We start from the raw sequence: 25,217 nt of genomic DNA, 5'->3' as shown, positions 1-25,217 counted from the left end.
GGGGGCTGTGGATAACTTTGAGGAGCGCCCGAATGCCGCACACCGCCGTACTGCTCGCCGCCGCGTCCGAGGAGCAGGGACCGGGCGACACCCTCCGGATCGTGCTGCTCGTCTCGATCCTCGGAGCGGTGCTGCTCGCCTGGTTCCTGCTGCGTGGATACCGCAACGACGACAACAACGACTGAGTCGCCGTGAGCGTGCCCGAGGCTCCCGCATACGATGTGCCTGACGTCTTCCTTCCGCCTCACGATCGATAGGTCCTGCCGAAGATGAGCCTCACGAGCACCGCACACGAGCTGGCCACCCTCTCTTCCGGAGGGGAGGGCGGCGGCAACCACGAAAGCCTCAACCCCTACCTCGTCGGCGGCCTGGCCTTCCTCGCGCTGATGTTCCTGCTGTGGGTCACCACCCGCTTCAACCGCGACCGCTGAGTCGAGGCGTACAGCTGTGCCAGTAGGCTCTGCACGCATGGGAGAGCAGGAAGTGCCTACCGGCCCCGGCAAGCGCCGTATCGGCGTGATGGGCGGGACATTCGACCCGATCCACCATGGACACCTGGTGGCGGCCAGTGAAGTGGCCGCCCAGTTCCATCTCGACGAGGTCGTTTTCGTCCCGACCGGGCAGCCGTGGCAGAAAAGCCACAAAAAGGTCTCCCCGGCCGAGGACCGTTATCTGATGACGGTCATCGCCACCGCGTCCAACCCGCAGTTCTCCGTCAGCCGCAGTGACATCGACCGTGGCGGACCGACGTACACCATCGATACGCTGCGGGATCTGCGCGAGGTCCACGGCGAGGCGGACCTCTTCTTCATCACCGGCGCCGACGCGTTGTCCCAGATCCTCACCTGGCGCGACGCGGAGGAGCTGTTCTCGCTCTCCCACTTCATCGGTGTGACCCGCCCGGGTCACGTGCTCACGGACGACGGACTGCCCGAGGGCGGTGTCTCCCTCGTGGAGGTGCCCGCGCTGGCGATCTCGTCCACGGACTGTCGTGAGAGGGTCGCGCAGGGGGAGCCGGTCTGGTACCTGGTGCCGGACGGCGTGGTCCGCTACATCGACAAGCGCCAGCTGTACCGCGGCGAATGAGCCACGGAGAGGGGCACCGGTGAACGACCGACAGAACCCGTACGACCCGTACTACCAAGAGCCGCAGATCATCGGCTACGACGCGTACGGGCAGCCGGTCTACCAGCAGCAGGGGCAACAGGGCCAGCAGGGACAGCAGCAGTACGACCCGCAGGGCCAGGGTTACGACCCCTACGCCGCCCAGCAGGGCCAGGGCCAGGGGCACCAGACCCAGGACGCCGGCTACGGCTACGACGCGTACGGCAACCCCCAGCAGCAGCACCAGAGTTACGACCCCTACACCGGTCAGCACCCGGGCCAGGCGCCCCAGGCCCCCCAGCCGCAGCACGGCCAGGGCGACCAGGGGTACGGCTACGGCTCCTACACCGACTACGGCTACGGCACCGGCCAGCAGCCCGCCGCGGTCGACACCGGCGAGCACTGGACCATTCCGCAGCAGGGCGCCGCCCCCGCGCCGGAACAGGCCCCGCAGCAGGCTCCCGCACCGCAGCCGGCGCAGCCGCAGCAGTCACCGCGGTCGGCCGAGGCGGAGGCGGATCCCGCCGTTCCGGGGCAGCGCAAGCCCGCACCCGACTACCGCACCGAGCAGTTCTCGTTCATCGAGGAGCCCGACGAGGACTCCGAAGACGTCATCGACTGGCTGAAGTTCACCGAGAGCCGCAGCGAGCGGCGCGAGGAGGCCCGGCGCAAGGGCCGCAACCGGATGGTCGCCCTGATCGTCGTCGCCGTGCTCGTCGTCGTCGGTGGAGTCGGTTACCTCTGGTCCGCCGACATGATCCCGGGTCTGTCCGGCTCGGACGAGAAGAAGGCCGTGGCCGCCGGCGCCCAGCAGCGCGACATGATCGTGGTGCACCTGCACGACACGAAGAAGGGCGGCACCTCGACGGCCCTGCTCGTCGACAACACCACCACCAAGCAGGGCACCACGGTCCTGCTGCCCAACTCCCTCGCCGTCGCGGGCGACGACGGGACCACCACCACGCTCGGCAAGTCCGTCGAGGACGACGGCAGGACCGGCACCCGGGAGTCGATCGACACCCTCCTGGGCACCCGGATCACCGGCACCTGGCGGCTGGACACCCCGTACCTGGAGAACCTCGTCGAGCTGGTCGGCAACATCGAGGTCGACACCGACACCGAGGTGCCCGGCGCGAAGAAGGGCGAATCGGCCCTGGTGAACAAGGGCGAGGGCCAGACGCTCAGCGGTCCGATGGCCGTCGCGTACGCCACGTACCGCGCACCGGGCGAGCCCGAGGCCAAGCAGCTGACCCGGTTCGGCGAGGTCATGCGGGCCACCCTGCGCAAGGTCTCCGAGGACCCCAAGGCCGCGACCGTCACCATCGAGACGCTGCTCCAGGTGCTCGACCCGTCACTGCCCGAGAAGGACCTCGGCGCCTCGCTCGCCAAGCTGGCCTCCCGGGCCAAGGTCGGCGACTACAAGACCGCTCTGCTGCCGGTCCAGGACGACGGCACCCTCACCGAGGCGGACACCCGCGGCGTCGTCAAGGACATCCTCGGCGGCACGGTGAAGGCCCCCGAGGCGGGCGCACCCCTCCGGGTCGCCGTACGCAACGCCACCGGCGACCAGAAGGCCGCGGAGGCCGCCCGGGTCCAGCTGGTCAACGGCGGTTACGCCTTCGTGGACAGCGGCAAGGCCGAGGCCGAGGCGTCGTCCGTGGTGCTCTACCGGTCCGCCGAGGACAAGGCGAAGGCCGTCGAGGTGGCCAAGACCCTGGGCCTCGCCGCGGGCGACGTGAAGAAGGGCGAGCCGGCCGCCAACGCCGACGTGTCCGCGGTTCTCGGCCAGGACTACAAGGTCAGGTAGCCCGCCCGTGGTCACCGGCCGACGCTCCGGCGCCGGCCGGTGACCACCGCGAACCCGGCCGGAGAAACGCAGTAAGGCGCTGTCGGCGGTCCGTGAGACCCTAGAGGTTGCATCCGACCGCCGACGAAAGCCTGCATGTGACCGCCACGGACCGCTCCATCGAGCTCATCAACGCCGCCGCTCAGGCGGCCGCCGACCGGCTCGCGCACGACATCATCGCCTACGACGTCAGCGACGTGCTGTCGATCACCGACGCCTTCCTGCTGGCCTCGGCCCCCAACGACCGCCAGGTCAAGTCGATCGTCGACGAGATCGAGGAGCGGCTCCAGAAGGAGCTCGGCGCCAAGCCGGTGCGCCGCGAGGGCGACCGCGACGCCCGCTGGATCCTCCTCGACTACGTCGACATCGTCATCCACGTCCAGCACAGCGAGGAGCGCGTCTTCTACGCGCTGGAGCGTCTGTGGAAGGACTGCCCGGAGATCGCCCTCCCCGAGGACGCGATCAAGACCCGTGGCAAGGCCGAGGAGCACGCACAGCTCAACGGCGGCACGGAAGGTGACCAGAGCTGAACGGCAGCAAGAGCGGCAAGGGCCGCAGGATCGTCCTCTGGCGGCACGGCCAGACGGCATGGAACCTGGAGCGCCGCTTCCAGGGCTCCACGGACATCGAGCTCACCGAGGTGGGCGTCGGGCAGGCCCGTCGCGCCGCCCGGCTGCTCGCCTCGCTGAAGCCGGACGCCATCGTCGCCTCCGACCTGCGGCGGGCGGCGGCCACGGCTGCCGAGCTGTCCGCCGTCAGCGGTCTCACCGTCGCCCATGACGCCGCACTCCGTGAGACGTACGCGGGCGCGTGGCAGGGGCTGACCCACCAGGAGATCGTCGAGCGCTTCGGCGAGCAGTACGCGGCGTGGAAGCGCGGGGAGCCCGTACGTCGGGGCGGCGGCGAGCTGGAGACCGAGGTCGCCGACCGGGCGGCCCCGGTCGTCCTGGAGCACGCCGAGAAGCTTCCGGACGACGGCACGCTCGTCGTGGTCAGTCACGGCGGCACGATCAGGACGACGATCGGCCGGCTGCTGGGCCTGGAGGCGCATCACTGGGAAGGACTCGGCGGACTGTCCAACTGCTGCTGGTCCGTCCTCGGAGAGGGCGCGCGCGGCTGGCGTCTGCTGGAACACAACGCCGGCACGCTCCCGGAGCCGGTGCTCGGCGACGACGACTAGTCGACGGGCGGGCCTGCCGACCGGCCGCTGCCGGGAGGCTGTTGAGAGGCCGTTCGCGGGCCGTCTTCGGGCGGGCCGGGCCGGATTTCACTTTCCGGCAGGTCACAGGCTAAAGTTCTTCTTGTTCGCAGCGCGGAAACGCAGGGAAACACAGTGAACAGCGGGGCTATAGCTCAGTTGGTAGAGCGCCTGCATGGCATGCAGGAGGTCAGGAGTTCAATTCTCCTTAGCTCCACACACGACAGGAAAGCCGGGCACTTCGTGCCCGGCTTTCCTCGTTCTCCCGTCCGGATCACGGTTCTCCCGTCCGGATCACGGTTCTCCCGTCCGGATCACGCGGGTCGTCCAGGGTCGGCGTAGCGCGCCCGCATCTGCTCGCCCGCCGCCGGGCCGGACCGGAACGCGAAACGCGGGTCCGACACGGACAGGCCGGTGACGGGGTCGACCGTCACCGGTTCCACCTCGCGTCCGGTATCGGTGTCGACGAGCACCATCGCGCGCTCGGACGGCGCCAGCTGCTCGTTCCGCCACGCGGCCATCGCCACCAGGATCGGCCGCAGCGAGCGGCCGAAGTCGGTGAGCACGTACTCGTGCCGCACCGGCCGCTCCTGGTAGACGCGTTTGGTCAGGATGCCGTTGTCGACCAGCGTCCTGAGCCGCGTGGTGAGCATGCTGGACGACAGGCCGATGTTGGCCTGGAACTGGTCGAAGCGGGTGTATCCGTCGAAGCAGTCGTGCAGGAGCAGGATCGTCCACCACTCCCCGACGTACGACATCGCCGTCGACAGCGGGCACTCGCGGTCCTCGACCCGGACGCGTGCAGGCACTCGAACCCTCCTCGAAACGGCCGGCCGGTCGGTCGGACCGTCGGCGTTCGACGCTCCAACCACTCACTGCTAATCTAGCAGCCATGATGACTTCGAAAATAGAAGTGACTACCTCCGATGCGCATCGCGCCCCGTCGGCGCCCCGGGCGGTGGTCACGGGCGGAACCCGGGGCACCGGTGCGGCGGTGGTCAGCCGGCTGCGAGAAGCGGGAATGGACGTCACCGTCGTCGCGCGCACGCCGCGCGGCGATGACGGTGACGGTGATGCCGACGTGCGTTTCGTACCTGCCGATCTGGCCGACCCCGCGGCGGCCGTGGAGGCCGCCCGGCTCGTCCTCGCCGAGGGCGTGCCGGACCTGGTCGTCCATGTCGCGGGCGGGTCGCAGTCACCGCCCGGAGGCTTCGGCGCCCTGGGAGAGGCGGAATGGGCGCAGGAGATCGACCTGAACCTGCTGTCCGCGGTGCGCCTGGACCGCGAGCTGGTTCCGGCGATGATCGAGAGGGGCCGGGGCGCGATCATCCACGTGGCGTCGATCCAGGCGCGCATGCCGTTGTGGGACGGCACCCTGGCGTACGCGGCGGCCAAAGCGGCCCTGCGCACCTACAGCAAGGGTCTGGCCGGGCAGCTCGCCCCGCACGGCATCCGCGTCAACACCGTCTCTCCGGGCGGCATTCGAACGGAGGGCGCCGATCACCTCGTCGACCGGCTCGCCGAGAGCTTCGACGGCGACCGCGATGCCGCCTGGAACTCGCTCCTCGCCTCCCTGGGCGGCGTGCCGCTGGGACGCTTCGCCACCCCGGACGAAGTCGCCGGCGTCATCGCGTTCCTGGCGTCGGACACCGCGGCCGGCATCCTCGGGGCCGAGATCGTCGTCGACGGCGGCACCATCCGCACCATCTGACCACCCTCGAAACGAAACACCCGCCCCCCTCGAAAAGGAGACTCCGATGAACGACACCTTCACCGCCTACGACCCCGCGACCCTGCCCACGCCGGTGCTCGCCTACCTCGACGCGCACGACGAGAACCGCTACGCCGACGTCGCGGCCGTGTTCGCGCCGGACGCGACCGTCCTCGACGACGGAAAGACCTATGAGGGCATCGAGGAGATCCGTGCCTGGGCCGAGAAGTCCTCGACCGAGTTCATCTACACCAGCACCCGTACCGGTCAGCGGATCGCCGACGACCGCCATGTGGTCGTGCGGGTGAGGCTGGACGGGAACTTCCCCGGCGGCACGGTCACCCTCCGCTATAGGTTCCTGCTCGATGCCGGACGCATCGGCAACCTGGCGATCGAGGTCTGAACCCTCTTCCGGCCGGTGCTAGCCCCAGAACCGGTCCTCGGCGGCCTGGTCCTCGCCGATCAGCCAGATCTCCGCGATCAGGTCGCCCTCGACGCGGAACACATCCACCCCGTGCTGGTCGAGCGCGGCCGCACCCTCACGCTCGGCCCTGAACCGCACCGTCGTGGCCACCAGGTTGCCGCTTTCGGTCGCCGACTCCGTCTCCAGGGCGAACGTGCCACCACTGAGCTCCATGAACCTGACCAGATGCGCCACCACGGCTTCGGGTCCCACATGGTCACCCGAGAGCCGGTTCGCGCCGGGCTGATGCCACACCACGTCCTTCGTCAACGTGGCCGCCAGTGCGGCCATGTCCCCGGCCGCCGCAGCGGCCCCGTACCGTCCCACCACGTCAATGGCCGACATGCGTCTACTCCGCTTCTGTTCGATGGACCTCGATAGGCTGAGGGCTCAGTGTGTCGATGAGGTGCCCGGTTACCTCAACGTCACCACCGAGGAGGGCGGCGCATGACACCGGAATGGACCGTGTTCTCCGCCAAGTGCCCCTCGCGCCGATCGTTGGCGCGCATCGCGAACAAATGGACCGCGATGATCGTCGTTCTTCTCCATGAGGAACCCCTCCGATTCGGAGAACTGCACCGCCGGGTCGAGGGCATCACCAAGAAGGTCCTCACCGACACGCTCCGGGCCCTGGAACGCGACGGCATGATCGAGCGCGTCCTTCATCACGACGGCCACACCCGTTACGGGCTCACCGATCTCGGCCGTACTCTGCACGCCCCCTTGAGGGCGTTGCAGATCTGGGCGGAGTCCCATGTCGAGGATGTGCTCGACGCGCAGGAGCGGTACGACGCCGCCGTCGACGACCAGGTCCTCGCGCCCTGAGCGCCGGCCTTCCGCCGTCGATCTCCGGACAGGTGGCGGCGAGCGGGCTGACCCCCTTGCGGGGTCATGGCAGAATCGGAACGCCGGAGGGGGCGACGTACCGATCGGGAGGGAGCGCGATGCCTGCGAGTCGCGAACACGTCCCCGACCAGCCGCTTGTCGCCGCCCCGCTCCCCGGTTCCGTACCGTCCGAAGATCGATCCCGGCTCGGCTGTCCGTCCTGCGGTTCGTCCCACGTGGCCCAGGTTCTGGGTGACAACGGAGGGGTCTCCTACGTGTGCACGGCCTGCGGCCACAGCTGGAGCTGACTGATGGGTGCACACAGGCGTAAGTGCGACTGGTGCGGCAGCGGTACGCCCATCGTCAGGGACATGGACCCGGTCAACGCGGAATACCAGTACTGGTGCGAGGAATGCGCACGGGCGCTGATCATAAAAGGCGACCCCATCGAGACCTACCGGGAGCTGGAGGGGGAGCCGATCTACGGGCGGCTCCTGGAGGAGCACTGCACCCTCAAGCGCTTCTACTCCTTCGCGACCGCCTGACCTGCGACGGACGGTCGACCGGACTGGACGATTCGGGCATAACGGTGCGGACCGGAAACGATTTGGTGAAGCACCGGGGGGACCGTGTAATGTTCTCGATGTCGCCAAGGGAAACCGGGCGGCACACAGCAAGGGGCTATAGCTCAGTTGGTAGAGCGCCTGCATGGCATGCAGGAGGTCAGGAGTTCAATTCTCCTTAGCTCCACAGGATCGAAGTGAAGAAGCGGGCCACCCGGATCGGGTGGCCCGCTTCTTTGTCGTACCGGCTTCGGCCGGGGTCAGTCGCGGCCGCTGCCCAGGGCGCGCCGGCCCGTGGCCGGCAGGGCGGGGCGCTGTTCGGCCGGCGGCTGCTCGATACGGAGCGCCAGCGCGGGGCAACGCCGTACGGCCCGCTGGGCGCGGCCGCGCAGATGCATCGGAACGGCGGCGTCCGCCAGCGCCGGGTAGCCGTCCGGGCCCAGCCGGATGAGCTCGGGGACGATGTCCGCGCACAGACCGTGGCCCTGGCAGAGCGTCCAGTCGACCGCGAGCTTCTCGCCGCTCGGAATCGACTCCTCCAGGTCCTGGTAGCCGGGTGCGGGCAGCGGCAGCACCCCGACCGTCTCCCGGCCGCAGCCGCCGTCCAGGACATGTGCGGCGAGGTCGTCCGTGAACGCCGACAGCGTCGAGAGCAGGAACCGCGCGGAACCGTCCGGGTGTTTGCACGCCCCGCGGCCCTTCACGGCCTGGGTGACCTCGCGCAGGGCCTCCAGGGCGGCGGGACCGCCGCCGTTCAGTACGTCGGAGAGCCCGCCCGCCGCGGCGGGGAGCCCCAGCTTGCACGGGCCGCACTGCCCGGCGGTCTCGGCGGCCAGCCAGTTGGCTATCCGGAGGGACTCGCCGAGCGGGCAGGTGTCCGGTCCGATCGGCAGGATGGCGCCCGCGCCCAGCGCGCCGCCCACGGTGGCCAGGGACTCGCGCGAGACGACGGCGTTGTGCGAGGAGACCGCGTCGATCCAGTTGCCGTGATAGCCGCCGGTCAGCACCCCCTGGGGGAGCGGCGGGGCCCCGGCCAGCTGCAGGACGTACCGCAGCGGCACCCCGGTCGGCACCTCGATGACCATGGGCCGCGCCACGGCCCCGGAGACGGTGAGCAGGACGGTGCCCGGTTCGCCCGGCAGACCGGTGTGCCCGTAACGGCGGGGGCCGATCCGGGCGGCGACGGCGAGTTGGGCGTACGTCTCCGCGTTCGACAGCAGCGTCGGGGCGCCGCCCACCCCGGTCTCGGCCGCCCGCTCGCGCCGGCCCGGCGGCAGGGCCGGTCCGCCGTTCGCCGCCCGGATCACCGAGGACGCCTCGCCCGAGACCATGCGCTCCGGAGTGCGGACCACCCGGGCGCGCAACTGCTGGCCGCGCCGGTCGGAGAGGCCGCGTTCGGCGAGGGCCGCCCGTACGGAGATCTCCGTGGAGTTTCGGGTGACGGCGACGACCAAGGTGCGCGCGCCGAGCGCCTCGGCGGCCAGCAGCGCACCGTCCAGGATCAGGTGCGGGGCACGGTTGAGCAGGACGGTGTCCTTGCGGCAGGCGGGTTCGCCCTCACTGCCGTTGATCACCACGACGGGCCGCACCCCGCGCCGGATGGACGCCTTCGCCACGGCCCGCAGCTTCTTGCCGAACGGGAAACCGGCACCTCCCCTTCCGCACAGGGAGATCGCCTCGGCCAGTTCGGCCAGCCGCTCGCCGGTCATCGGCTCCAGCGGCCCGTGCACCTTGAGGTGCATGGCGAGGTCGAGCCGCTCCACCAGGTCGAATCCGGTGGTCAGTTGCGGCAGTCCGACGACGCGGACCTCGGGCACATCGGGGAGGGGGACGTTCACTGTCGGTCTCCTGCGGGTGCGTGCCAGGGTTCGCCGGCCGGGGGCGCGGAGAACGGCCCGGCCTCCGGTTCGGCACGGGGCGCGGCGAAGGGGGAGGGGGAAGGTGAAGGGAAGGGTGGGGTGAAGGGAGCGGTGGCGTTGTGGGGCCCGGCGGCGGGCGCCGGTTCCTGGGAGGCCACGGGGGAGGAGGACGGCTCGGCGGGAGGGGAGTACGCGGCCGGGGTGCCGCCGCCGTACTCCGGCGTGCCGACCGACGGCGATCCGTGCTCCGGTGTGCCGACCGACGATGATTCGTGCCCCGGGGGCCCGTACGACGGTGAGTTGTAGCTGTACTCCGAAGCCTCGTACGTCGGTGTTCCGTGCTCCGGAGTGCCGTACTCGGGCGTGCCGTAGGAAGGCGTCGCGTACGTGTGTTCCTGCGGGGTGTACGTGGGCGGCGCCTGCCCGGGAGGACCGTGCTGGGCCTGTGCGGGGGGCGCGGGGGACGGCGCGGGCCAGCGGCTCTCCGGTGGGAGCGAAGGGCCGCCGCCGAGCGAGACGGCGCGGTATCCGGCCGCTATGCCGGGGCCCGTCCCCAGCCGTGGGCCCGGTCCTTGCCCCGGCGTCTTCCCCTGCCCCCGGCCCGACGGCTCCGACAGCTCGGTCAGGTCTTCCCGGTTCTCCGGAGGGCCGAAGGCGATGCGGTCGGCGCTGCGGGGCGGGGGCTCGTACAGCGGCGATCGCGACCCGTACAGCGTCTCCGTCGGCGCCTCGTGCAGTCCGCCGGGGATCGCCGTCGGAGGGGGCCCCGCCGGGGGTATCGGCGCCGACAGGGTGCGCGGGCGCACCGGCGTGCCCCGTAGGTCCCGGTCCGGTTCGCTCCAGGCGGCCGGGTCGGACCACGGCTCCGCGCCGGCCGGTGAGGACTCCCGCAGGACCGGATCGGGGGCGGCCGGGGGGCCTTCGCCCAGCAGTTCGGAGATCCGGTCGGCGATCCGCCGCTTCGTCGGCCTCGGCAGCAGGCGTACGCACAGCGCGCCGGCGACTCCGGCGAGGCAGAGGCCGTACATCACGACGACCCAGGTGGCGGGCGCCCGGCCCGCGTACAGCCCGTGGATCAGCGCGGCGCACCAGGCCGGGTAGGCCAGCGCGTGCAGCGCGCGCCACCGGCCCGCGATGCCGCCGGTGTCCCGGGGCGAGGCCAGCGACTGGCCGAGCCGGGCGGCCTTGGGGGAGGGCTGGGCGAAGGCGCTGCGCAGGGCGCCGGTCGCGGCCGTGACGACCATCAGCAGCCCGGCCAGCGAACCGAAGCCGATCAGTCCCGCCGTGCCGGTGACGCCGAGGCCGAAGGGTATGAGGGCACCGATCAGGGCCACATGCCCGAGGGCCACTTTCACGGTTCCGTGCAGCAGGAGGAAACCGAGCGAGGCAACGGCGGTGGCCCGATGGATGCCCTGGCAGACGATCCGCTGACGGGTGGAGAGGAACAGCCGGTCGGTGGCCAACAGGCCCCAGGCGACGGCCGCGCTGAGCGATACCAGCGACAGGACGCCGGTGGTGAAATCCAGGGTGGCGCGCAGCTCGTCCCTCCCCGCGACGGCAAGCAGAGGGACGAAAACCAAGGCGGTGACGGTCAGGCCACCCTGTACCGGCCGACTCATTGCGGGGTTCATGCCGGTGGATACGCGGATCTTGCGATGAGGGTTCATGGGGGCGACTCCGAATAGTTCGGCAAAGCGGTCCCGTTGCCGCATGCTAGGGCGCCCCATACCAACCAGTACGGGCTTTGCTCGGTTGCCCCGAAAGAGGTCGGTACGCGGAGTAACCCCGCTTCCCGGGCGTTCCCGCCGTCCCGTCAGTCGCCCCAGGGCTTCGCGGAAACCTCATAGGAGGAGCGCCGAAAGTACACCGCGCCCCCACGGAAACGTCATGTTTCAACTACGGAGAGCGACGAATGAGCGGCGGGATTCCGGCGCAGGCGCCCGATGCCCGCACTCCGGTTACTCCCCGCTCCCTTCCGGGCTCGTGCGGTACCCTGACGCCATGCGTGCCGTACGCCTTCTGCTTAGCGAGCCGCGCTGAAGAGTCCCGACCGGTGAGAACGCCTGGTCGGAGTCAGCGCGGCGTCCCCTCCTGTGCGAGGGGATTTTTCGTTTCCCGGCAGATGACGATCGATGGAGCTTTGAGGATCATGAGCGAGACGAATTCCGCTGCCGAGACGGCCGCGCCGCACCGCTACACGGCGGCGATGGCCGCCGACATCGAGGCACGCTGGCAGGACTTCTGGGACGCCGAGGGGACGTACGAGGCGCCGAACCCCACCGGTGATCTGGCGGGCGACCCGGAGCTGGCCGCCAAGCCCAAGAAGTTCATCATGGACATGTTCCCGTACCCCTCGGGTGCGGGCCTGCACGTCGGACACCCGCTGGGCTACATCGCCACCGATGTCTACGCCCGCCACCAGCGGATGACCGGCCACAACGTGCTGCACACCCTGGGCTTCGACGCGTTCGGCCTGCCCGCCGAGCAGTACGCCGTCCAGACCGGCACGCACCCCCGGGTCTCCACCGAGGCCAACATGGAGAACATGAAGGTCCAGCTGCGCCGGCTGGGCCTGGGCCACGACAATCGCCGCTCCTTCGCGACGATCGAGGCCGAGTACTACAAGTGGACGCAGTGGATCTTCCTGCAGATCTTCAACTCCTGGTACGACACCGAGGCCGACCGGGCCCGCCCGATCGCCGAGCTGGTCGAGCAGTTCGAGAGCGGCACCCGCGCGACCCCCGACGGCCGTGAGTGGAGCGCGCTGAGCGCGACCGAGCGCGCCGACCTGCTGAGCCAGTACCGCCTGGCGTACGCCTCCGACGCACCCGTCAACTGGTCGCCCGGCCTGGGCACCGTCCTGGCCAACGAGGAGGTCACCGCCGACGGCCGTTCCGAGCGCGGCAACTTCCCCGTCTTCAAGGCCAAGCTGCGCCAGTGGAACATGCGCATCACCGCCTACGCCGACCGGCTGCTGAACGACCTGGACGCGCTGGACTGGCCCGAGGCCATCAAGCTGCAGCAGCGCAACTGGATCGGCCGCTCCGAGGGCGCCCGGGTCGAGTTCCCGGTGGACACCGCGGGCGGCATCACCGTCTTCACCACTCGCCAGGACACCCTGTTCGGCGCCACGTACATGGTGCTGGCGCCCGAGCACGACATGGTCGAGCGGATCATTCCGGCCGCCTGGCCCGAGGGCACCCACCCGGTGTGGACCGGCGGCCACGCGAGCCCGGCCGAGGCGGTCACCGCGTACCGCAAGCAGGCCGCCGCCAAGTCCGACGTCGAGCGGCAGGCCGAGGCCAAGGACAAGACCGGTGTCTTCACCGGCGCGTACGCCACCAACCCGGTCAGCGGCGAAAAGGTCCCCGTCTTCATCGCCGACTACGTCCTGATGGGCTACGGCACCGGCGCGATCATGGCCGTACCGGCGCACGACGCACGCGACTTCGCCTTCGCGCGCGCCTTCGAGCTGCCGATGCGCTGTGTCGTCCAGCCCTCCGACGACCGCGGAACCGACCCCGCCACGTGGGACGACGCCTTCAGCTCGTACGACGCGAAGCTGGTCAACTCCGCCAACGACGAGATCTCGCTGGACGGCCTGGGCGTCGTTGAGGCCAAGGCGAGGATCACCGACTGGCTGCAGGAGCACGGCGTCGGCGAGGGCACCGTCAACTTCCGGCTGCGCGACTGGCTGTTCAGCCGCCAGCGTTATTGGGGCGAGCCCTTCCCGATCGTGTACGACGAGGACGGCATCGCCCACCCGCTGCCCGAGTCGATGCTGCCGCTGGAGCTGCCCGAGGTCGAGGACTACTCGCCGCGCACCTTCGACCCGGAGGACGCGACCGCCCAGCCCGAGACCCCGCTGTCGCGCAACGCCGACTGGGTCAACGTGACCCTGGATCTGGGCGACGGCGCCGGTCCGCGCGCGTACCGCCGCGAGACCAACACCATGCCCAACTGGGCCGGTTCCTGCTGGTACGAGCTGCGCTACCTGGACCCGACCAACGACCGCCAGCTGGTCGACCCGGCGATCGAGCAGTACTGGATGGGTCCGCGCGAGGGGCAGCCCACCGGGGGTGTCGACCTGTACGTCGGCGGCGCCGAGCACGCCGTGCTGCACCTGCTGTACGCGCGGTTCTGGTCCAAGGTGCTGCACGACCTGGGCCACATCTCCTCCGCCGAGCCGTTCCACAAGCTGTACAACCAGGGCATGATCCAGGCCTTCGTCTACCGCGACAGCCGGGGCATCGCCGTTCCCGCCGCCGAGGTGGAGGAGCGCGACGGCGCCTTCTACTACGAGGGCGAGAAGGTCAGCCGCGTCCTGGGCAAGATGGGCAAGTCCCTGAAGAACGCGGTCACGCCGGACGAGATCTGCGCGGAGTACGGCGCGGACACCCTGCGCCTGTACGAGATGGCGATGGGCCCCCTGGACGTGTCGCGCCCCTGGGACACCCGGGCCGTGGTCGGCCAGTACCGGCTGCTGCAGCGCCTGTGGCGCAACGTGGTCGACGAGGAGACCGGTGAGACCACCGTCGTCGACACGGAGCCCGGCGAGGACACGCTGCGCGCCCTGCACAAGGCGATCGACGGGGTCGGCCAGGACATGGCGGGCATGCGGTTCAACACCGCCATCGCCAAGGTCACCGAGCTGAACAACCACCTGACGAAGGCCGGCGGCCCGCTGTCGCGCTCGGTCGCGGAGCGGCTGGTCCTGCTGATCGCCCCGCTGGCCCCGCACATCGCGGAGGAGCTGTGGCGGCGGCTGGGCCACACCGAGTCGGTCGTCCACCAGGACTTCCCGGTGGCGGACCCGGCGTACGTCGTGGACGAGACCGTCACCTGCGTCGTCCAGATCAAGGGCAAGGTCCGGGCCCGACTGGAGATCTCGCCCTCGATCACGGACGAGGAGCTGGAGGCGCTGGCCCTGGCCGACGACGCGGTCGTCGCGGCGCTGGGCGGTGCCGGGATCCGCAAGGTGATCGTGCGCGCGCCGAAGCTGGTGAACATCGTTCCCGCGTGACGGTGACGACGGCGGTGACGGTGGCGGTGTGACGGCCCCGTGAGCGGTAGGGGCCATCCCCTACGGGCAGGTTGGGGGTTCCGAAGGAACCCTCGGCCTGCCTGTTCCGTTTACGGTGGAGGGGGCGACCGGTACCGGCAGCCGCATCGAGACACCGAGGGGCACTCATGACAGCCGCGATCACGATCCTGGCGCTGCTCTTCGTCGCGTTCGTCGCGTTGGGCGTCTTCGTGACCGTGAAGGCCGTCGGCGCCGCCAAGCGCGGCGTGGACCGCACGATCACCCAGGCCCGTCGCACGGTGGAGGACACCACGCTGCGGGCCAAGAGCTTCGGTCAGCCGGGTGTCGCGGGTGAGCTCGCCCAGCTCCGGCTCGCCCTGCGCACCTCGATGCGGGCCACCCAGGACGCCCTGCACGCCGGTGTCGCCGAGGACGCCTCACTGGCGGAGTCGGTGGGCCTCTTCCGGCGGCTGAGCGCCCACGGCCTCGAACTGGACGACGAGCTGAAGAGGCTGGAGCGCGAGCCGGACCGGGCGACGGTCGCCGGCCTGCTGCCCAAGCTGCGGGAGCGCACGCAGCGGATCACGCACTCGGCCGACTCACTGCGCTGGGCGGCCCGCGACCGGGCGCGGCAGTTCGCCGACGACGACCTGGACGCGCTGAACGCACAGATCGACATCGAGGCCGGCGCGCTGCGGCACTGGACCGCGGACGAGCCGTCGCAGGCCTCCGGCACGACGTCGGGCCACGGCCCCGGGACGGACTGGCCCGAGCCGGCCGCCTCGGCGGGCCCCTCGGCCGGGAACAGCAGCACGGCGGACGAGGCCTGCGCCGGACCGGCCCGCGAGGAGAGCCCGCAGGCCATCACCGCCCCGGACCCCCGGTCGCGCACGACCTACCCCTGGCAGAAGTCGACCCGGCCCGAGACGACGAACTGAGCACCTTCGCCGACTCCCGGCGTACGTACGGCCGTACGAACCGACCGGATACGTTCCGAAGCGACCATGAACGATCAGAGGACCGGGGCCGGGCTGCCGCACTCCCACGACGCCAGGTAACCTCCGGCTCATGTCCCGCCATGTCGCTATCGTCACCGATTCAACGGCCTACCTGCCGCGCCCGACGATGGAACGGCATGGCATCACCGCAGTGCCGCTGACCGTCGTCCTGGGCGATCAGGCGTTGGAGGAGGGCACGGAGATCTCGGCCCGCTCGCTCGCCCTGGCGCTGCAGAAACGCCACTCCGTGACCACGTCCCGCCCCAGCCCCGAGGTCTTCGCCGAGGCCTACCGGGCGGCGGCCGCGGGCGGGGCCGACGCGGTGGTGTCGCTGCATCTGTCGGCGGAGTTCTCCGGTACGTACGACGCCGCGCTGCTCGCGGCGAAGGACGCCCCCGTGCCGGTGCGCGTGGTGGACACCGGCATGGTCGCCATGGCCCTGGGATTCTGCGCTCTCGCGGCGGCGGAGACCGCCGAGGCGGGCGGCGGTCCGGACGAAGCGGTGACGGCAGCGGAGAAGCGGGCCGCGGGCACCTCGGCGTATTTCTATGTCGACACGCTCGACTACCTGCGCCGGGGCGGCCGCATCGGCACGGCACAGGCCCTGCTGGGATCCGCGCTGGCGGTGAAGCCGATCCTGGAGCTCGACGGGGGGCGGATCGAGATGCTGGAGAAGGTGCGGACGGCATCCAAGGCCATCGCCCGGCTGGAGGAGATCGTCGCCGACCGGGCGGGCACGGCCCCGGTGGACATCGCCGTGCACCACCTCGCCGCCCCGGAGCGCGCGGAGCGCCTGGCCGAGCGGCTGCGTGAGCGCGTGCCCGGTCTGGTCGACCTGCATGTCAGCGAGGTCGGCGCGGTGATCGGGGCGCACACGGGGCCGGGGCTGCTCGGCGCGGTGATCTCGCTGCGGTGAGCTCGCGAGCCGAACGCACGCGCTGCGTTCCTGCGCTGAGTTCCTGCGCTGCCGGTTTTCACTCCGTGGAGTGGCCGAGTTGTCCACAACTGCTGGGCTGTCCACAGGAATCGGTGCTGCTCAGCGGGTTCGGGCGGATGTGCCTAACGTCGTGAGGCATGGCCCTTCGATCTCCTCGGGCGTCGGCTCCCGATGCCCTTTCCGCCGCTGTCCCGTCGTCCGACACATCGACTTCGTCCACGTCCACTTCTACGTCTACGTCCACGTCTACGGTCCCGTCTCCGTCCGACCCGCTGTCGGGGCGGAGGCCCGTGCGGGTGCGGCCCGGTGCCGGTACGCGGCCGAGCGGACGGGCGGGTGCCGGTCCTGGCGCTCGTTCCGGTGCGCCACGCCACGGTGGGCGGCTGTCCGCGCGGAGGCGTTCCGCTCTTGCCGCGGCGGCCGCGCGCCATCGGGCGGATGCGTTGATGGCGGAGACGTCCGCGCCGGGGAGCGATGCCGCACCCGCGCCACCGGCACCTGAGCCCGCGCCCGAGCCCGCACCTGCACCCCCGCCCGTATCCGTACCCGTGCCCGCGCCCGAGGTCGTGGGAGAGGTGTCCGGTGGTGCGTCGAGGGTGAGCCGTGTCGTGTCGGGCGTTCGGGAGCGGTTGCCGCTGTGGGTGCGGCTCCGGTGCGGGATGGCGCCGCGTACGCCGGTGGTGCTCGGCCTGGTGCTGCTCGCCGCCGTGGCCCTCGCCGCGTTCCACTTCTGGTCGGCACGCCCTCAGACCGTGCGTGCGCCGGAACCGGTCGCGGACGAGGCGGCGGCACCCGCGTTGCCGCCGGATCCGTTACGGTCCGGCGCCCCCGATCCGGTTCCTCGTCCGGCCGGTGAGGTGTCGCCCGTCGCGGGCGGAGGCGTGGGCGAGAGTGCGCAGATCGTTGTCGACGTGAGCGGCAAGGTGCGCCGGCCGGGTGTCCGTCGGCTTCCGGCAGGCTCGCGGGTGGCGGACGCACTTGAGGCGGCGGGCGGTGTGCGGGCCGGCACGGATATGACCGGCCTCAATCGGGCGCGGGTCCTGATGGACGGTGAGCAGGTCGTCGTGGGGCTGCCGCCCGGCCCGTCGGCCTTCGGTGCGGCCGGGGGCGGAGGGGCCGGGAGTGTCGGGGGTGATGGGCCGGCCGGTGCGTCGGGCGGGCCCGCTCCCTCGGCGCCGCTGAGCCTGAACACGGCGACCGCCGAACAGCTCGAAACCCTGCCGGGGGTCGGGCCGGTGCTGGCCCAGCACATGATCGACTACCGCACGGAGAACGGCGGCTTCCGGTCCGTCGACGAACTCCGGCAGGTCAACGGCATCGGCGACCGCCGCTTCGCCGATCTCCAGCCGCTCGTACGGCCATGAGCGGCCACGAGGTCCGGCTCGCCACCCCGGGCGCGGGTGCCGAGGACAGGGGCACTGCCGGAGACGAGACCGGCCCGCGTCGGGAGGGGCCCACGGATCTGCGGCTCGTCCCGCCCGCCCTGGCGGTCTGGGCCGCGGCCGCGGTGGCGTTGGGGCTGCCGGGGCGGTGGGTGGTCGCCGTGGCGGTTGCCTGTTCGGTGGCGGCGCTCGTTCTGCTGGTGGTGGCAGCGCGCACCTCCCGGGAGGCGAGGACGGCCCGACGGGCCCGGGGCGTTGCCGCTGCCGGACGGGCCCCGAGTGTCGCCGCTGCTGGGCGGCCCCAGAGCGCTGCCGCTCTCGGACGGGCTCGGGTTGCCGCAGCTGTGGGGGCTGTGCTGCTGTGCGCGGCCACGGGTGCGGCGGTGGCCGGGCTCCATGGGGCCGATGTGCGGCGCGGTCCCGTTCCCGGGCTGGCGCGGGAGTACGCGCGGATCGACGTCGACGTACAGGTGACCTCGGATCCCCGGACGACCCGCCCGGCGGTGCGCGGCAACCACAGCACTCCGGCCCTGCTCCTGATCGACGCCGAAGTCATGGAAGTCAGAGGGGCGAGGAGGGCGGGCGGCCCGGGCACCCTGGTCCGTACACCGGTGCTGCTCATGGTCACGGCGGGCGGTCACCGGGCGGAGTGGCAGAGCTTGCTGCCGTCCACCCGGCTCCGGCTCAGTGGCAGGCTCTCGCCTCCCGCGCACGAGGGCGAGCGCCTCGCGGCGGTCCTGCGGGTGGACGACAAGGGGGCGCCCCGGATCATCGGGCCCCCGACGTGGATCCAGCGCACGGCGGGGGAGTTGCGCGCCGGGTTGCGGGAGGCGACGGACGGGCTGCACGCGGATGCGCGGGCACTGTTGCCGGGGCTGGTGGTCGGTGACACCTCCAGGGTCCCGTCCGACCTCCACGACGCCTTCAAGGCGACTGACCTGACGCACTTGTTGAGCGTTTCCGGTGCTAATTTGTCGATTCTCCTCTTCCTTCTCGTCGGGCCTCCGGGCGCGGCTCTGAGCGCGGAACGACGTGGCCTGGCTCCTTTGTTGGGGCTTTCGCTGCGGGGGACCGCGTTGATCGGCGGTGCGCTGACGCTCGCCTTCGTCGTCGTGTGCCGTCCGGACCCGAGCGTGCTCCGCGCGGCGGCCTGCGGTCTCATCACGCTCCTCGCGATCGGTACGGGCCGCCGGAGATCCCTGATCCCGGCCCTGGCGGCGGCGGTCGTCCTCCTGGTGCTCCACGACCCCTGGCTCTCCCGGAGTTACGGCTTTCTGCTGTCGGTCCTGGCTACCGGTGCGCTGCTGACGCTCGCGCCGCGCTGGAGCCTCGCCCTGCGGGCGCGGCGGGTGCCGGGCAGGCTCGCCGAGGTGCTGGCCGCGGCGGCGGCCGCGCAGGCCGTGTGCGCACCCGTGGTGGTGGTCCTGGCCTCGCGGGTCAGTCTGGTGGCGGTGCCGTGCAATCTGCTGGCGGAGTTCGCGGTGGCGCCGGCGACGGTGCTCGGGTTCGCGGCCCTCGCCGTCGCCCCGGTCGCGCCGCCGGTGGCCGGGCTGCTGGCCTGGATCGCGAGCTGGCCGGTCCGGTGGATCGCCACGGTCGCCCGTACGGGGGCGGGCCTGCCCGGGGCGGAGGCGCAGTGGCCCGGAGGGTGGTCCGGTGCGGCACTGCTGGCCGGTCTCACCGTGGTGGTCGTGCTTCTCGCCCCGAGGCTGGCCCGACGCCCCTGGGTCTGCGCGGCCGCCGGGCTGCTCCTCGTGCTGGCGGTGCTGCGGCCGGTGCCGCTTACCCGGGTCATGACCGGATGGCCGCCGCCCGACTGGGCGTTCGCGCTCTGCGACGTGGGGCAGGGCGATGCGATGGTGCTCGCGGCGGGGGACGGTACCGGCGTGGTCGTCGATGCCGGGCCCGACCCTCGCGCGGTCGACCGGTGCCTGCGCGATCTCGCGGTGACCCGGATTCCGCTCGTGGTCCTCACGCACTTCCACGCCGACCATGTGCGCGGGCTGCCGGGCGTGCTCCGGGGCAGGGCGGTGGGCGCGATCCAGACGACGGGCCTTCAGGAGCCGCCGGAACAGGCCGCGTTCGTGCGGCGGACGGCGGCCGCGGCACGGGTCCCGACGGTGCGGGCCGTGGCCGGTGAACACCGCCGGGCGGGCCCGGTCGACTGGCGGGTCCTCTGGCCGCGCCACGGGCCCGGGGGAGTGGAGACGGCGGCGGTGCGTGAGCCGAACGACTCCAGCGTCACCCTGCGCGTACGGGCGGCCGGAGGGCTGACACTGCTGCTCCTCGGCGACCTCGAACCCCCGGCCCAAAGGGAGTTGCTGCGCGGCCGGGAGGGGGCGGGGCCGGTGGACGTCCTCAAGGTGGCCCACCACGGCTCGGCCTTCCAGGACGCCGGGCTGCTCCACAGCGTACGGCCGAGGCTGGCGCTCATCTCCTGCGGCGCGGACAACCCGTACGGCCACCCCTCGGCCCGCACGGTGGGTGCCCTCAGGGCGGCCGGGGCCAGGGTCCTGCGTACCGACACCGACGGCCCGATCGCGGTGACGGGCACCGGGAAGGAGCTGCGGGCGGTGGGCCGGTCATGACACCGTCGCCGGAGTCCGCCCCGTGGGTCGGACCGGTCACGCCGCGCCGGAGTCCGTCCCGCCGGTCAGGTCAGCCACTCCCCGGCGAGCATCAGGTCGCGGCCGGCGATCTCGTTCGACTCGCGCCAGGCGCGCACGGTGTGGGGGGTGATGCGCAGGAACACCCAGCGGGGGCTGCGCGGGTTCCATCCGAGCTTCGCGCCGAAGGCCGTCCTCGTCGCGGTGGGCAGGTCCGATTCCGCCAGGATCCTCGCGTCGCCCTCGATCAGCACGACATCGCGGGTGGGGCCGAGGGTGATCCGGATCGGGCCGGCGGGAGTCACGTTGACGGCCGTCGGATTGGTTCGCCGGGTGCACATCAGCAGCGTGCCGAGGTCGTCCTCCCAGAGGAACGACAGCGGCACCAGGGTGGGCAGGCCGTCCCGGGACGCCGTGGCCACCCACGCGTCCTCGTCCTGGCGCAGGTGGTCCATGGCGTCCTGCTTGCGCTGTTCGCGGCTGCGCGGGGGATCGTAGTCGGTCATGCCCGACACGCTAGAGGGCGATCACCGCGCAGCGCCTCGGGCAAGGGGCCTCGGGCAGGAGTCCTAGGTCCTGTGGTCCTCGCGCCGGGAGGGGGCGCAGACTTGGGCCATGACCTCGCTGACACCCACGACGCCCGGTGCCTCCGTCCCGGAACCCGACAGGGGCGACGGCACCGTCACCGACGCCGCCGTCGACGCCTATCTCGCCCGGATCGGCGCGGACCGGCCGGTGCGGGCCGACGGCGAAGCACTGCGCGAACTGCAGCACCGGCATCTGCTCGCCGTTCCCTTCGAGAACCTCTCGGTCCATCTGGGCGAGGACATCGTCCTGGAGGAACGGGCGCTCGTGGACAAGGTGACCGGTGGGCGTGGCGGCTTCTGCTACGAACTGAACGGCGCGTTCGGGGCGTTGCTGCGCGCGCTCGGCTTCCGGGTGAACCTGCTCCAGGCCCGGGTCTTCGGCGACGGCGGCCGACTGGGCATTCCGTTCGACCACCTGGCGCTGCGGGTGGAGACCGAGGACGGCACGGGGCCGTGGCTGGCGGACGTCGGGTTCGGCGACAGCGCGCTGCTCCCGTTGGCGCTCGACGTCCGGACGGAGCAGGAGGATCCCCGGGGGGTGTTCCGGCTCCGCGAGGCGCCGCAGGGGGACCTGGATCTGCTGCGCGGGGGCTCGCGGCAGTTCCGGCTCGACCTGAGGACGCGGACGCTGCCGGAGTTCCGGGGCGGGGCCTGGTATCACCGGACATCGCCGGACTCGCCGTTCACCCGGTCCCTGGTGTGCTCCCGGTACACGGAGACCGGGCGGGTGACGCTGAGCGGACGGGCCCTGGTCACGACGGTCGGCGGCGAGCGCCACCGTACGGAACTGGCCACCGACGAAGAAGTGCTCGCCGCCTACCGGGACCACTTCGGGATCCGGCTCTCGCGCGTTCCTGAAGTGCGAGCGTAATTCGGACCTTCGGTAGCACCTGCGCACACCTGTGCACAGGTCGGCATACCTCCGTACAAGATCACCCTAGGCCCTGCGTTTGCCTCGAACGCCTCAACAGTGATCGAATGAATGCTCGTCGGTGGGCCCGCTGATCCGACAAAGACGTCCAGTCGCCAGGGCCCCGAAGTGCGATGCGCCCCTGGGGGTACGTAAGAGATGTTCGGCCGTTGGCTGGGAAACAGAGGCCAGGCGGGTGGGCGCGGTGGGGCCCTCGCCGGATTCCAGGTACCCCGTACCGCGGGCGTGCTCAGCTGCCGGGTGCTGGACCCGGTCAACGAACCGGTGCAGCAGGCCGAGTTCGTCGTGACCGACAGCGCGGGCCGCAGGGTGACGGGCGGCGAGACGGACCCCTTCGGCAGCGTTCTCGCCACGGTCCCGGCCGGTGACTACCGGCTGGCGGTCACGGCCGAGGGCTTCACCCCGTTCCACGGGGCGGTGACGGTGACCGAGGGGGCGCACGCCACCCTGGGCGACGTGACCCTCCAGGTGGCGCAGCCCCCGCAGCTGCCCGACCCTGGTGACTGGGACATCGAGCCGAACCACTCGCAGATCGGCTTCACCGCCCGGCACATCGGGCTGGCCCGTATCCACGGCAGGTTCAACACCTTCGCCGGGGCGGTCCGGATCGCCGACCGCATGGAGGACTCCGCCATGCACGTGATCATCGACGCGGCGTCGATCGACACCAATGTGCAGATGCGCGACGACCATCTGCGCTCCGGCGACTTCCTCGACGTCGGCCGCTACCCGACGATGGAGTTCTACAGCGAACGTTTCGTCCACCGGGGCGGCAGCCGCTGGGGCGTCACCGGCGCGCTGACCCTGCACGGTGTCAGCCGTACCGTGACGCTGGACACCCAGTACCTCGGGATCGGCAGCGGTCTGGAGGGCGAGACGCGTGCCGCCTGCCGGGCCACCACCGAACTGCACCGCGAGGACTTCACCCTCACCTGGCAGACCATGCTGGCGCGCGGGATCGCGGTGGTGGGGCCCAGCATCGTCATCGACCTGGACATCCAGATCGTTCCCAAGGGCTGAGCAGCCGGGCGGGCGGGGCGCCGGAGCGGTTACGGCTTCTCCAGCCAGCCTTCGTACTCGGCCGCGAACGCGTCGAGCGCGACCGGGTCCAGACGCCCGGCCCCGTCCTCCACGACCACCAGCCACTGGGCGTCCTCGGCGTCGTCCTCGCCGGCCAGCGCGTCCCGTACGAGCTGGGGCTCATCGGCGACCCCGAAGCGGTCCGCCAGCTCCCCGGCGACCTCCTCCGCGGAGTCGCGGTCGGGCAGCACCAGTACATGTCTCACATCGCTCACCCGGTCATTCTCCGGTACGGGGGCGGTTGCCCGTGCCCCGGGCCACCTGGGCCGTCCTCGGCTGTCAGTGGGGCGTGGGATGCTGGATCGCGATGGCCACCAGGAAGAACTCCACCGACGATCCGCTCGCCCCCGTCACCCTCGCCGTGGGCCAGGAGGACCTCCTCCTGGACCGTGCGGTGCAGCAGGTGGTGGCGGCCGCGCGTGCTGCCGACGCCGACACGGACGTACGTGATCTGACGCCCGACCAGTTGCAGCCCGGCACGCTCGCCGAGCTCACCAGCCCCTCGCTGTTCGCCGAGCGCAAGGTCGTGATCGTGCGCAACGCGCAGGATCTCTCGGCCGACACGGTCAAGGACGTCAAGGCGTATCTCGGCGCGCCGGTCGAGGAGATCACGCTCGTCCTGCTGCACGCGGGCGGAGCCAAGGGCAAGGGGCTGCTGGACGCGGCGCGCAAGGCCGGGGCGCGGGAGGTCGCCTGCCCGAAGACCACCAAGCCGGCCGAGCGGCTCTCCTTCGTACGGTCGGAGTTCCGGACCCACGGGCGGTCCGCGACGCCGGAGGCCTGCCAGGCGCTGGTCGACTCCATCGGCAGCGATCTGCGGGAGCTGGCCAGTGCGGTGTCGCAGCTGATCGCGGACGTCGAGGGCACGATCGACGAGGCGGTCGTCGGGCGCTATTACACGGGGCGGGCCGAGGCGTCCTCGTTCACCGTGGCCGACCGGGCCGTCGAGGGGCGGGCGGCGGAGGCGCTGGAGGCGCTGCGGTGGTCGTTGTCGACCGGGGTCGCGCCGGTCCTGATCACCAGTGCGTTGGCGCAGGGGGTGCGGGCGATCGGGAAGCTGTCCTCCGCGCGGGGTGGGCGGCCGGCTGATCTCGCCCGGGAGCTGGGGATGCCGCCGTGGAAGATCGACCGGGTGCGGCAGCAGATGCGGGGGTGGACGCCGGACGGGGTCGCGGTGGCCCTGCGGGCCGTGGCTGCGGCGGATGCGGGGGTGAAGGGCGGGGGGGACGATCCTGAGTACGCCCTGGAGAAGGCCGTCGTCGTTGTTGCGCGGGCCGCGCGGGCTGGGCGGTAGGTTTTCCGGTCGCCGTTCGGTGCGGGGGCCTGTGGTGACCGGGTCCGTCCTCAAGCGCCGGACGGGCTGGGTGTGCCGTGGCGGGGTTGCCGTGGTGTGCGGGGCCTCGTGTGATCGCCGGTTCCGTCCTCAAACGCCGGACGGGCTGGGTGTGTGCCGGGCGGGCTGGGTGTGTGCCGGGCGGGCTGGAGTGGGCCCCAGGCGCACGTACAGCTGGAGTAGGTGCGTATGTGCGGAAGCCCCGGAGCGCTGATCTGGGGAGATCGGCGTCCGGGGCTTCCGGGTCAAGCTTGGGTGCGCCGCACCCGCGTGGCGAACGCAGGTTCGGTGTGCGGCGCGGGGTGCCGGGCAGGGGCGGGAGAGAGGGCCCGCTGGTCCGTTCCGGCGATCACATCAGTGAGCTCCGGGAAGAAGCTCAGGCCTGCAGGGCGGCAACCTTGGACGCCAGCGCCGACTTCTTGTTGGCGGCGGCGTTCTTGTGGATGACACCCTTCGAGACAGCCTTGTCGAGCTGACGGGAGGCGTCGCGGACGGCCGTGGTGGCCTTCTCGACGTCACCGGCAGCGGCGGCCTCGCGGGCCTTGCGGATCGCGGTCTTGAGCGACGACTTGACGGCCTTGTTGCGCAGGCGCGCCTTCTCGTTGGTCTTGTTCCGCTTGATCTGGGACTTGATGTTCGCCACGAAAGAGCCTTTTCAGGTTCGTTGGATCTTCTAGGTGAGCCACGCCGCTCGTGAGAGCCACGAGGCACAGCTGTCCACGGTAGCAGTCACCCTCCGACCGGCCCAAACCGGTCGCGGTCCCGCGGGCG

At 71.5% G+C, this 25,217-nt stretch carries 26 protein-coding genes and 2 tRNA genes; 21 read left to right on the top strand and 7 right to left on the bottom strand.

Features of this window, described 5'->3' with window-relative positions:
• The first annotated feature begins 32 nt into the window (after positions 1–32).
• The 7 genes from KV381_RS10800 (at position 33) to KV381_RS10770 (ending at position 4,365) form a co-directional block, all read left to right on the top strand.
• Complete coding sequence (locus KV381_RS10800; RefSeq protein WP_003969217.1) at positions 33–185, top strand: hypothetical protein; 153 nt, start codon at positions 33–35, stop codon at positions 183–185.
• Positions 186–269: 84 nt separating this feature from the next.
• Positions 270–431: a hypothetical protein gene (locus KV381_RS10795; protein WP_218785119.1), complete on the top strand. Its 162-nt coding sequence runs from the start codon at positions 270–272 to the stop codon at positions 429–431.
• A gap of 37 nt (positions 432–468) precedes the next feature.
• Complete coding sequence (gene nadD, locus KV381_RS10790; protein WP_030077827.1) at positions 469–1,086, top strand: nicotinate-nucleotide adenylyltransferase; 618 nt, start codon at positions 469–471, stop codon at positions 1,084–1,086.
• A 19-nt stretch (positions 1,087–1,105) separates the two neighbouring features.
• Positions 1,106–2,911, top strand: coding sequence for an LCP family protein (locus KV381_RS10785; protein ID WP_030626003.1), 1,806 nt, complete (start codon positions 1,106–1,108; stop codon positions 2,909–2,911).
• A 137-nt stretch (positions 2,912–3,048) separates the two neighbouring features.
• Positions 3,049–3,480 carry a ribosome silencing factor gene (rsfS, locus tag KV381_RS10780; RefSeq protein WP_010062919.1) on the top strand — a complete coding sequence of 144 codons (432 nt, stop codon included), beginning with the start codon at positions 3,049–3,051 and terminating at the stop codon, positions 3,478–3,480.
• Entirely contained in the window at positions 3,477–4,130 is a 654-nt protein-coding gene (locus KV381_RS10775) for a histidine phosphatase family protein (protein WP_086779492.1), read from the top strand. Before rsfS ends, KV381_RS10775 begins: the two co-directional genes overlap by 4 nt.
• A 162-nt stretch (positions 4,131–4,292) precedes the next feature.
• Positions 4,293–4,365, top strand: a tRNA-Ala gene (locus tag KV381_RS10770).
• A gap of 97 nt (positions 4,366–4,462) precedes the next feature.
• On the opposite strand, the gene KV381_RS10765 is transcribed toward KV381_RS10770, so the two are convergent.
• A complete protein-coding gene (locus tag KV381_RS10765; protein ID WP_030077852.1) occupies positions 4,463–4,957 on the bottom strand; it encodes a helix-turn-helix domain-containing protein in 495 nt (164 codons plus the stop codon).
• A 149-nt stretch (positions 4,958–5,106) separates the two neighbouring features.
• On the opposite strand from KV381_RS10765, the gene KV381_RS10760 reads away from it, so the two are divergent.
• Together KV381_RS10760 and KV381_RS10755 are read left to right on the top strand one after the other, a co-directional pair.
• Positions 5,107–5,859, top strand: coding sequence for an oxidoreductase (locus tag KV381_RS10760; protein WP_218787200.1), 753 nt, complete (start codon positions 5,107–5,109; stop codon positions 5,857–5,859).
• Positions 5,860–5,905: 46 nt separating this feature from the next.
• On the top strand, positions 5,906–6,262 hold the full coding sequence (locus KV381_RS10755) for a nuclear transport factor 2 family protein (RefSeq protein ID WP_218785118.1): 357 nt from the start codon (positions 5,906–5,908) through the stop codon (positions 6,260–6,262).
• Positions 6,263–6,280: 18 nt separating this feature from the next.
• Here the strand turns inward: KV381_RS10755 and KV381_RS10750 are convergent, their stop codons facing one another.
• Complete coding sequence (locus tag KV381_RS10750) at positions 6,281–6,667, bottom strand: nuclear transport factor 2 family protein (protein WP_218785117.1); 387 nt, start codon at positions 6,665–6,667, stop codon at positions 6,281–6,283.
• 102 nt (positions 6,668–6,769) lie between these two features.
• Between KV381_RS10750 and KV381_RS10745 the strand changes: the two genes are divergently transcribed.
• The 4 genes from KV381_RS10745 (at position 6,770) to KV381_RS10735 (ending at position 7,897) form a co-directional block, all read left to right on the top strand.
• The gene (locus KV381_RS10745; RefSeq protein ID WP_218785116.1) at positions 6,770–7,147 is read left to right on the top strand and encodes a helix-turn-helix domain-containing protein; all 378 of its coding nucleotides are present in this window, start codon (positions 6,770–6,772) and stop codon (positions 7,145–7,147) included.
• A gap of 119 nt (positions 7,148–7,266) precedes the next feature.
• Entirely contained in the window at positions 7,267–7,455 is a 189-nt protein-coding gene (locus tag KV381_RS36410) for a hypothetical protein (RefSeq protein WP_078566424.1), read from the top strand.
• A gap of 3 nt (positions 7,456–7,458) precedes the next feature.
• The gene (locus KV381_RS10740; protein WP_003969224.1) at positions 7,459–7,692 is read left to right on the top strand and encodes a hypothetical protein; all 234 of its coding nucleotides are present in this window, start codon (positions 7,459–7,461) and stop codon (positions 7,690–7,692) included.
• A 132-nt stretch (positions 7,693–7,824) separates the two neighbouring features.
• Positions 7,825–7,897 (top strand) — tRNA-Ala (locus tag KV381_RS10735).
• A 73-nt stretch (positions 7,898–7,970) separates the two neighbouring features.
• Here the strand turns inward: KV381_RS10735 and KV381_RS10730 are convergent.
• Entirely contained in the window at positions 7,971–9,548 is a 1,578-nt protein-coding gene (locus KV381_RS10730; RefSeq protein ID WP_086779497.1) for an NADH-quinone oxidoreductase subunit NuoF family protein, read from the bottom strand.
• Positions 9,545–11,188 (bottom strand): hypothetical protein, encoded by a 1,644-nt coding sequence (locus KV381_RS10725; protein WP_218785115.1) that lies wholly within the window; start codon positions 11,186–11,188, stop codon positions 9,545–9,547. The genes KV381_RS10730 and KV381_RS10725 overlap by 4 nt, the downstream gene beginning before the upstream one ends.
• A gap of 530 nt (positions 11,189–11,718) precedes the next feature.
• On the opposite strand from KV381_RS10725, the gene leuS reads away from it, so the two are divergent.
• From leuS to KV381_RS10700, 5 genes are all read left to right on the top strand, one after another.
• Complete coding sequence (gene leuS, locus KV381_RS10720) at positions 11,719–14,592, top strand: leucine--tRNA ligase (protein WP_030077867.1); 2,874 nt, start codon at positions 11,719–11,721, stop codon at positions 14,590–14,592.
• A 167-nt stretch (positions 14,593–14,759) separates the two neighbouring features.
• On the top strand, positions 14,760–15,530 hold the full coding sequence (locus tag KV381_RS10715) for a hypothetical protein (RefSeq protein ID WP_218785114.1): 771 nt from the start codon (positions 14,760–14,762) through the stop codon (positions 15,528–15,530).
• 130 nt (positions 15,531–15,660) lie between these two features.
• Entirely contained in the window at positions 15,661–16,506 is an 846-nt protein-coding gene (locus KV381_RS10710; protein ID WP_030626020.1) for a DegV family protein, read from the top strand.
• A 629-nt stretch (positions 16,507–17,135) separates the two neighbouring features.
• Complete coding sequence (locus KV381_RS10705) at positions 17,136–17,891, top strand: helix-hairpin-helix domain-containing protein (protein WP_373461014.1); 756 nt, start codon at positions 17,136–17,138, stop codon at positions 17,889–17,891.
• Positions 17,888–20,497, top strand: coding sequence for a ComEC/Rec2 family competence protein (locus KV381_RS10700; protein ID WP_256995038.1), 2,610 nt, complete (start codon positions 17,888–17,890; stop codon positions 20,495–20,497). Before KV381_RS10705 ends, KV381_RS10700 begins: the two co-directional genes overlap by 4 nt.
• A gap of 65 nt (positions 20,498–20,562) precedes the next feature.
• Here the strand turns inward: KV381_RS10700 and KV381_RS10695 are convergent, their stop codons facing one another.
• Positions 20,563–21,021 (bottom strand): pyridoxamine 5'-phosphate oxidase family protein, encoded by a 459-nt coding sequence (locus tag KV381_RS10695; RefSeq protein WP_030626025.1) that lies wholly within the window; start codon positions 21,019–21,021, stop codon positions 20,563–20,565.
• Positions 21,022–21,130: 109 nt separating this feature from the next.
• Between KV381_RS10695 and KV381_RS10690 the strand changes: the two genes are divergently transcribed.
• Together KV381_RS10690 and KV381_RS10685 are read left to right on the top strand one after the other, a co-directional pair.
• A complete protein-coding gene (locus tag KV381_RS10690) occupies positions 21,131–21,973 on the top strand; it encodes an arylamine N-acetyltransferase (protein ID WP_030626027.1) in 843 nt (280 codons plus the stop codon).
• Positions 21,974–22,171: 198 nt separating this feature from the next.
• Positions 22,172–23,053: a YceI family protein gene (locus tag KV381_RS10685; protein ID WP_030077881.1), complete on the top strand. Its 882-nt coding sequence runs from the start codon at positions 22,172–22,174 to the stop codon at positions 23,051–23,053.
• A gap of 29 nt (positions 23,054–23,082) precedes the next feature.
• On the opposite strand, the gene KV381_RS10680 is transcribed toward KV381_RS10685, so the two are convergent.
• Positions 23,083–23,328 carry a hypothetical protein gene (locus KV381_RS10680; protein ID WP_030626030.1) on the bottom strand — a complete coding sequence of 82 codons (246 nt, stop codon included), beginning with the start codon at positions 23,326–23,328 and terminating at the stop codon, positions 23,083–23,085.
• Positions 23,329–23,420: 92 nt separating this feature from the next.
• Here KV381_RS10680 and holA point away from each other — a divergent pair, with 92 nt between their 5' ends.
• A complete protein-coding gene (gene holA / locus KV381_RS10675) occupies positions 23,421–24,407 on the top strand; it encodes a DNA polymerase III subunit delta (RefSeq protein WP_030077885.1) in 987 nt (328 codons plus the stop codon).
• Positions 24,408–24,822: 415 nt separating this feature from the next.
• On the opposite strand, the gene rpsT is transcribed toward holA, so the two are convergent.
• Positions 24,823–25,089, bottom strand: coding sequence for a 30S ribosomal protein S20 (rpsT, locus tag KV381_RS10670; RefSeq protein WP_030077886.1), 267 nt, complete (start codon positions 25,087–25,089; stop codon positions 24,823–24,825).
• Positions 25,090–25,217: the final 128 nt, after the last annotated feature.

Origin of the sequence: Streptomyces sp. WY228 (assembly GCF_019287315.1) — a bacterium.
Classification (GTDB): domain Bacteria; phylum Actinomycetota; class Actinomycetes; order Streptomycetales; family Streptomycetaceae; genus Streptomyces; species Streptomyces caviscabies.
The sequence above is the reverse complement of the archived record's forward strand: the minus strand, read 5'-3'. Positions and strand labels throughout refer to the sequence as shown.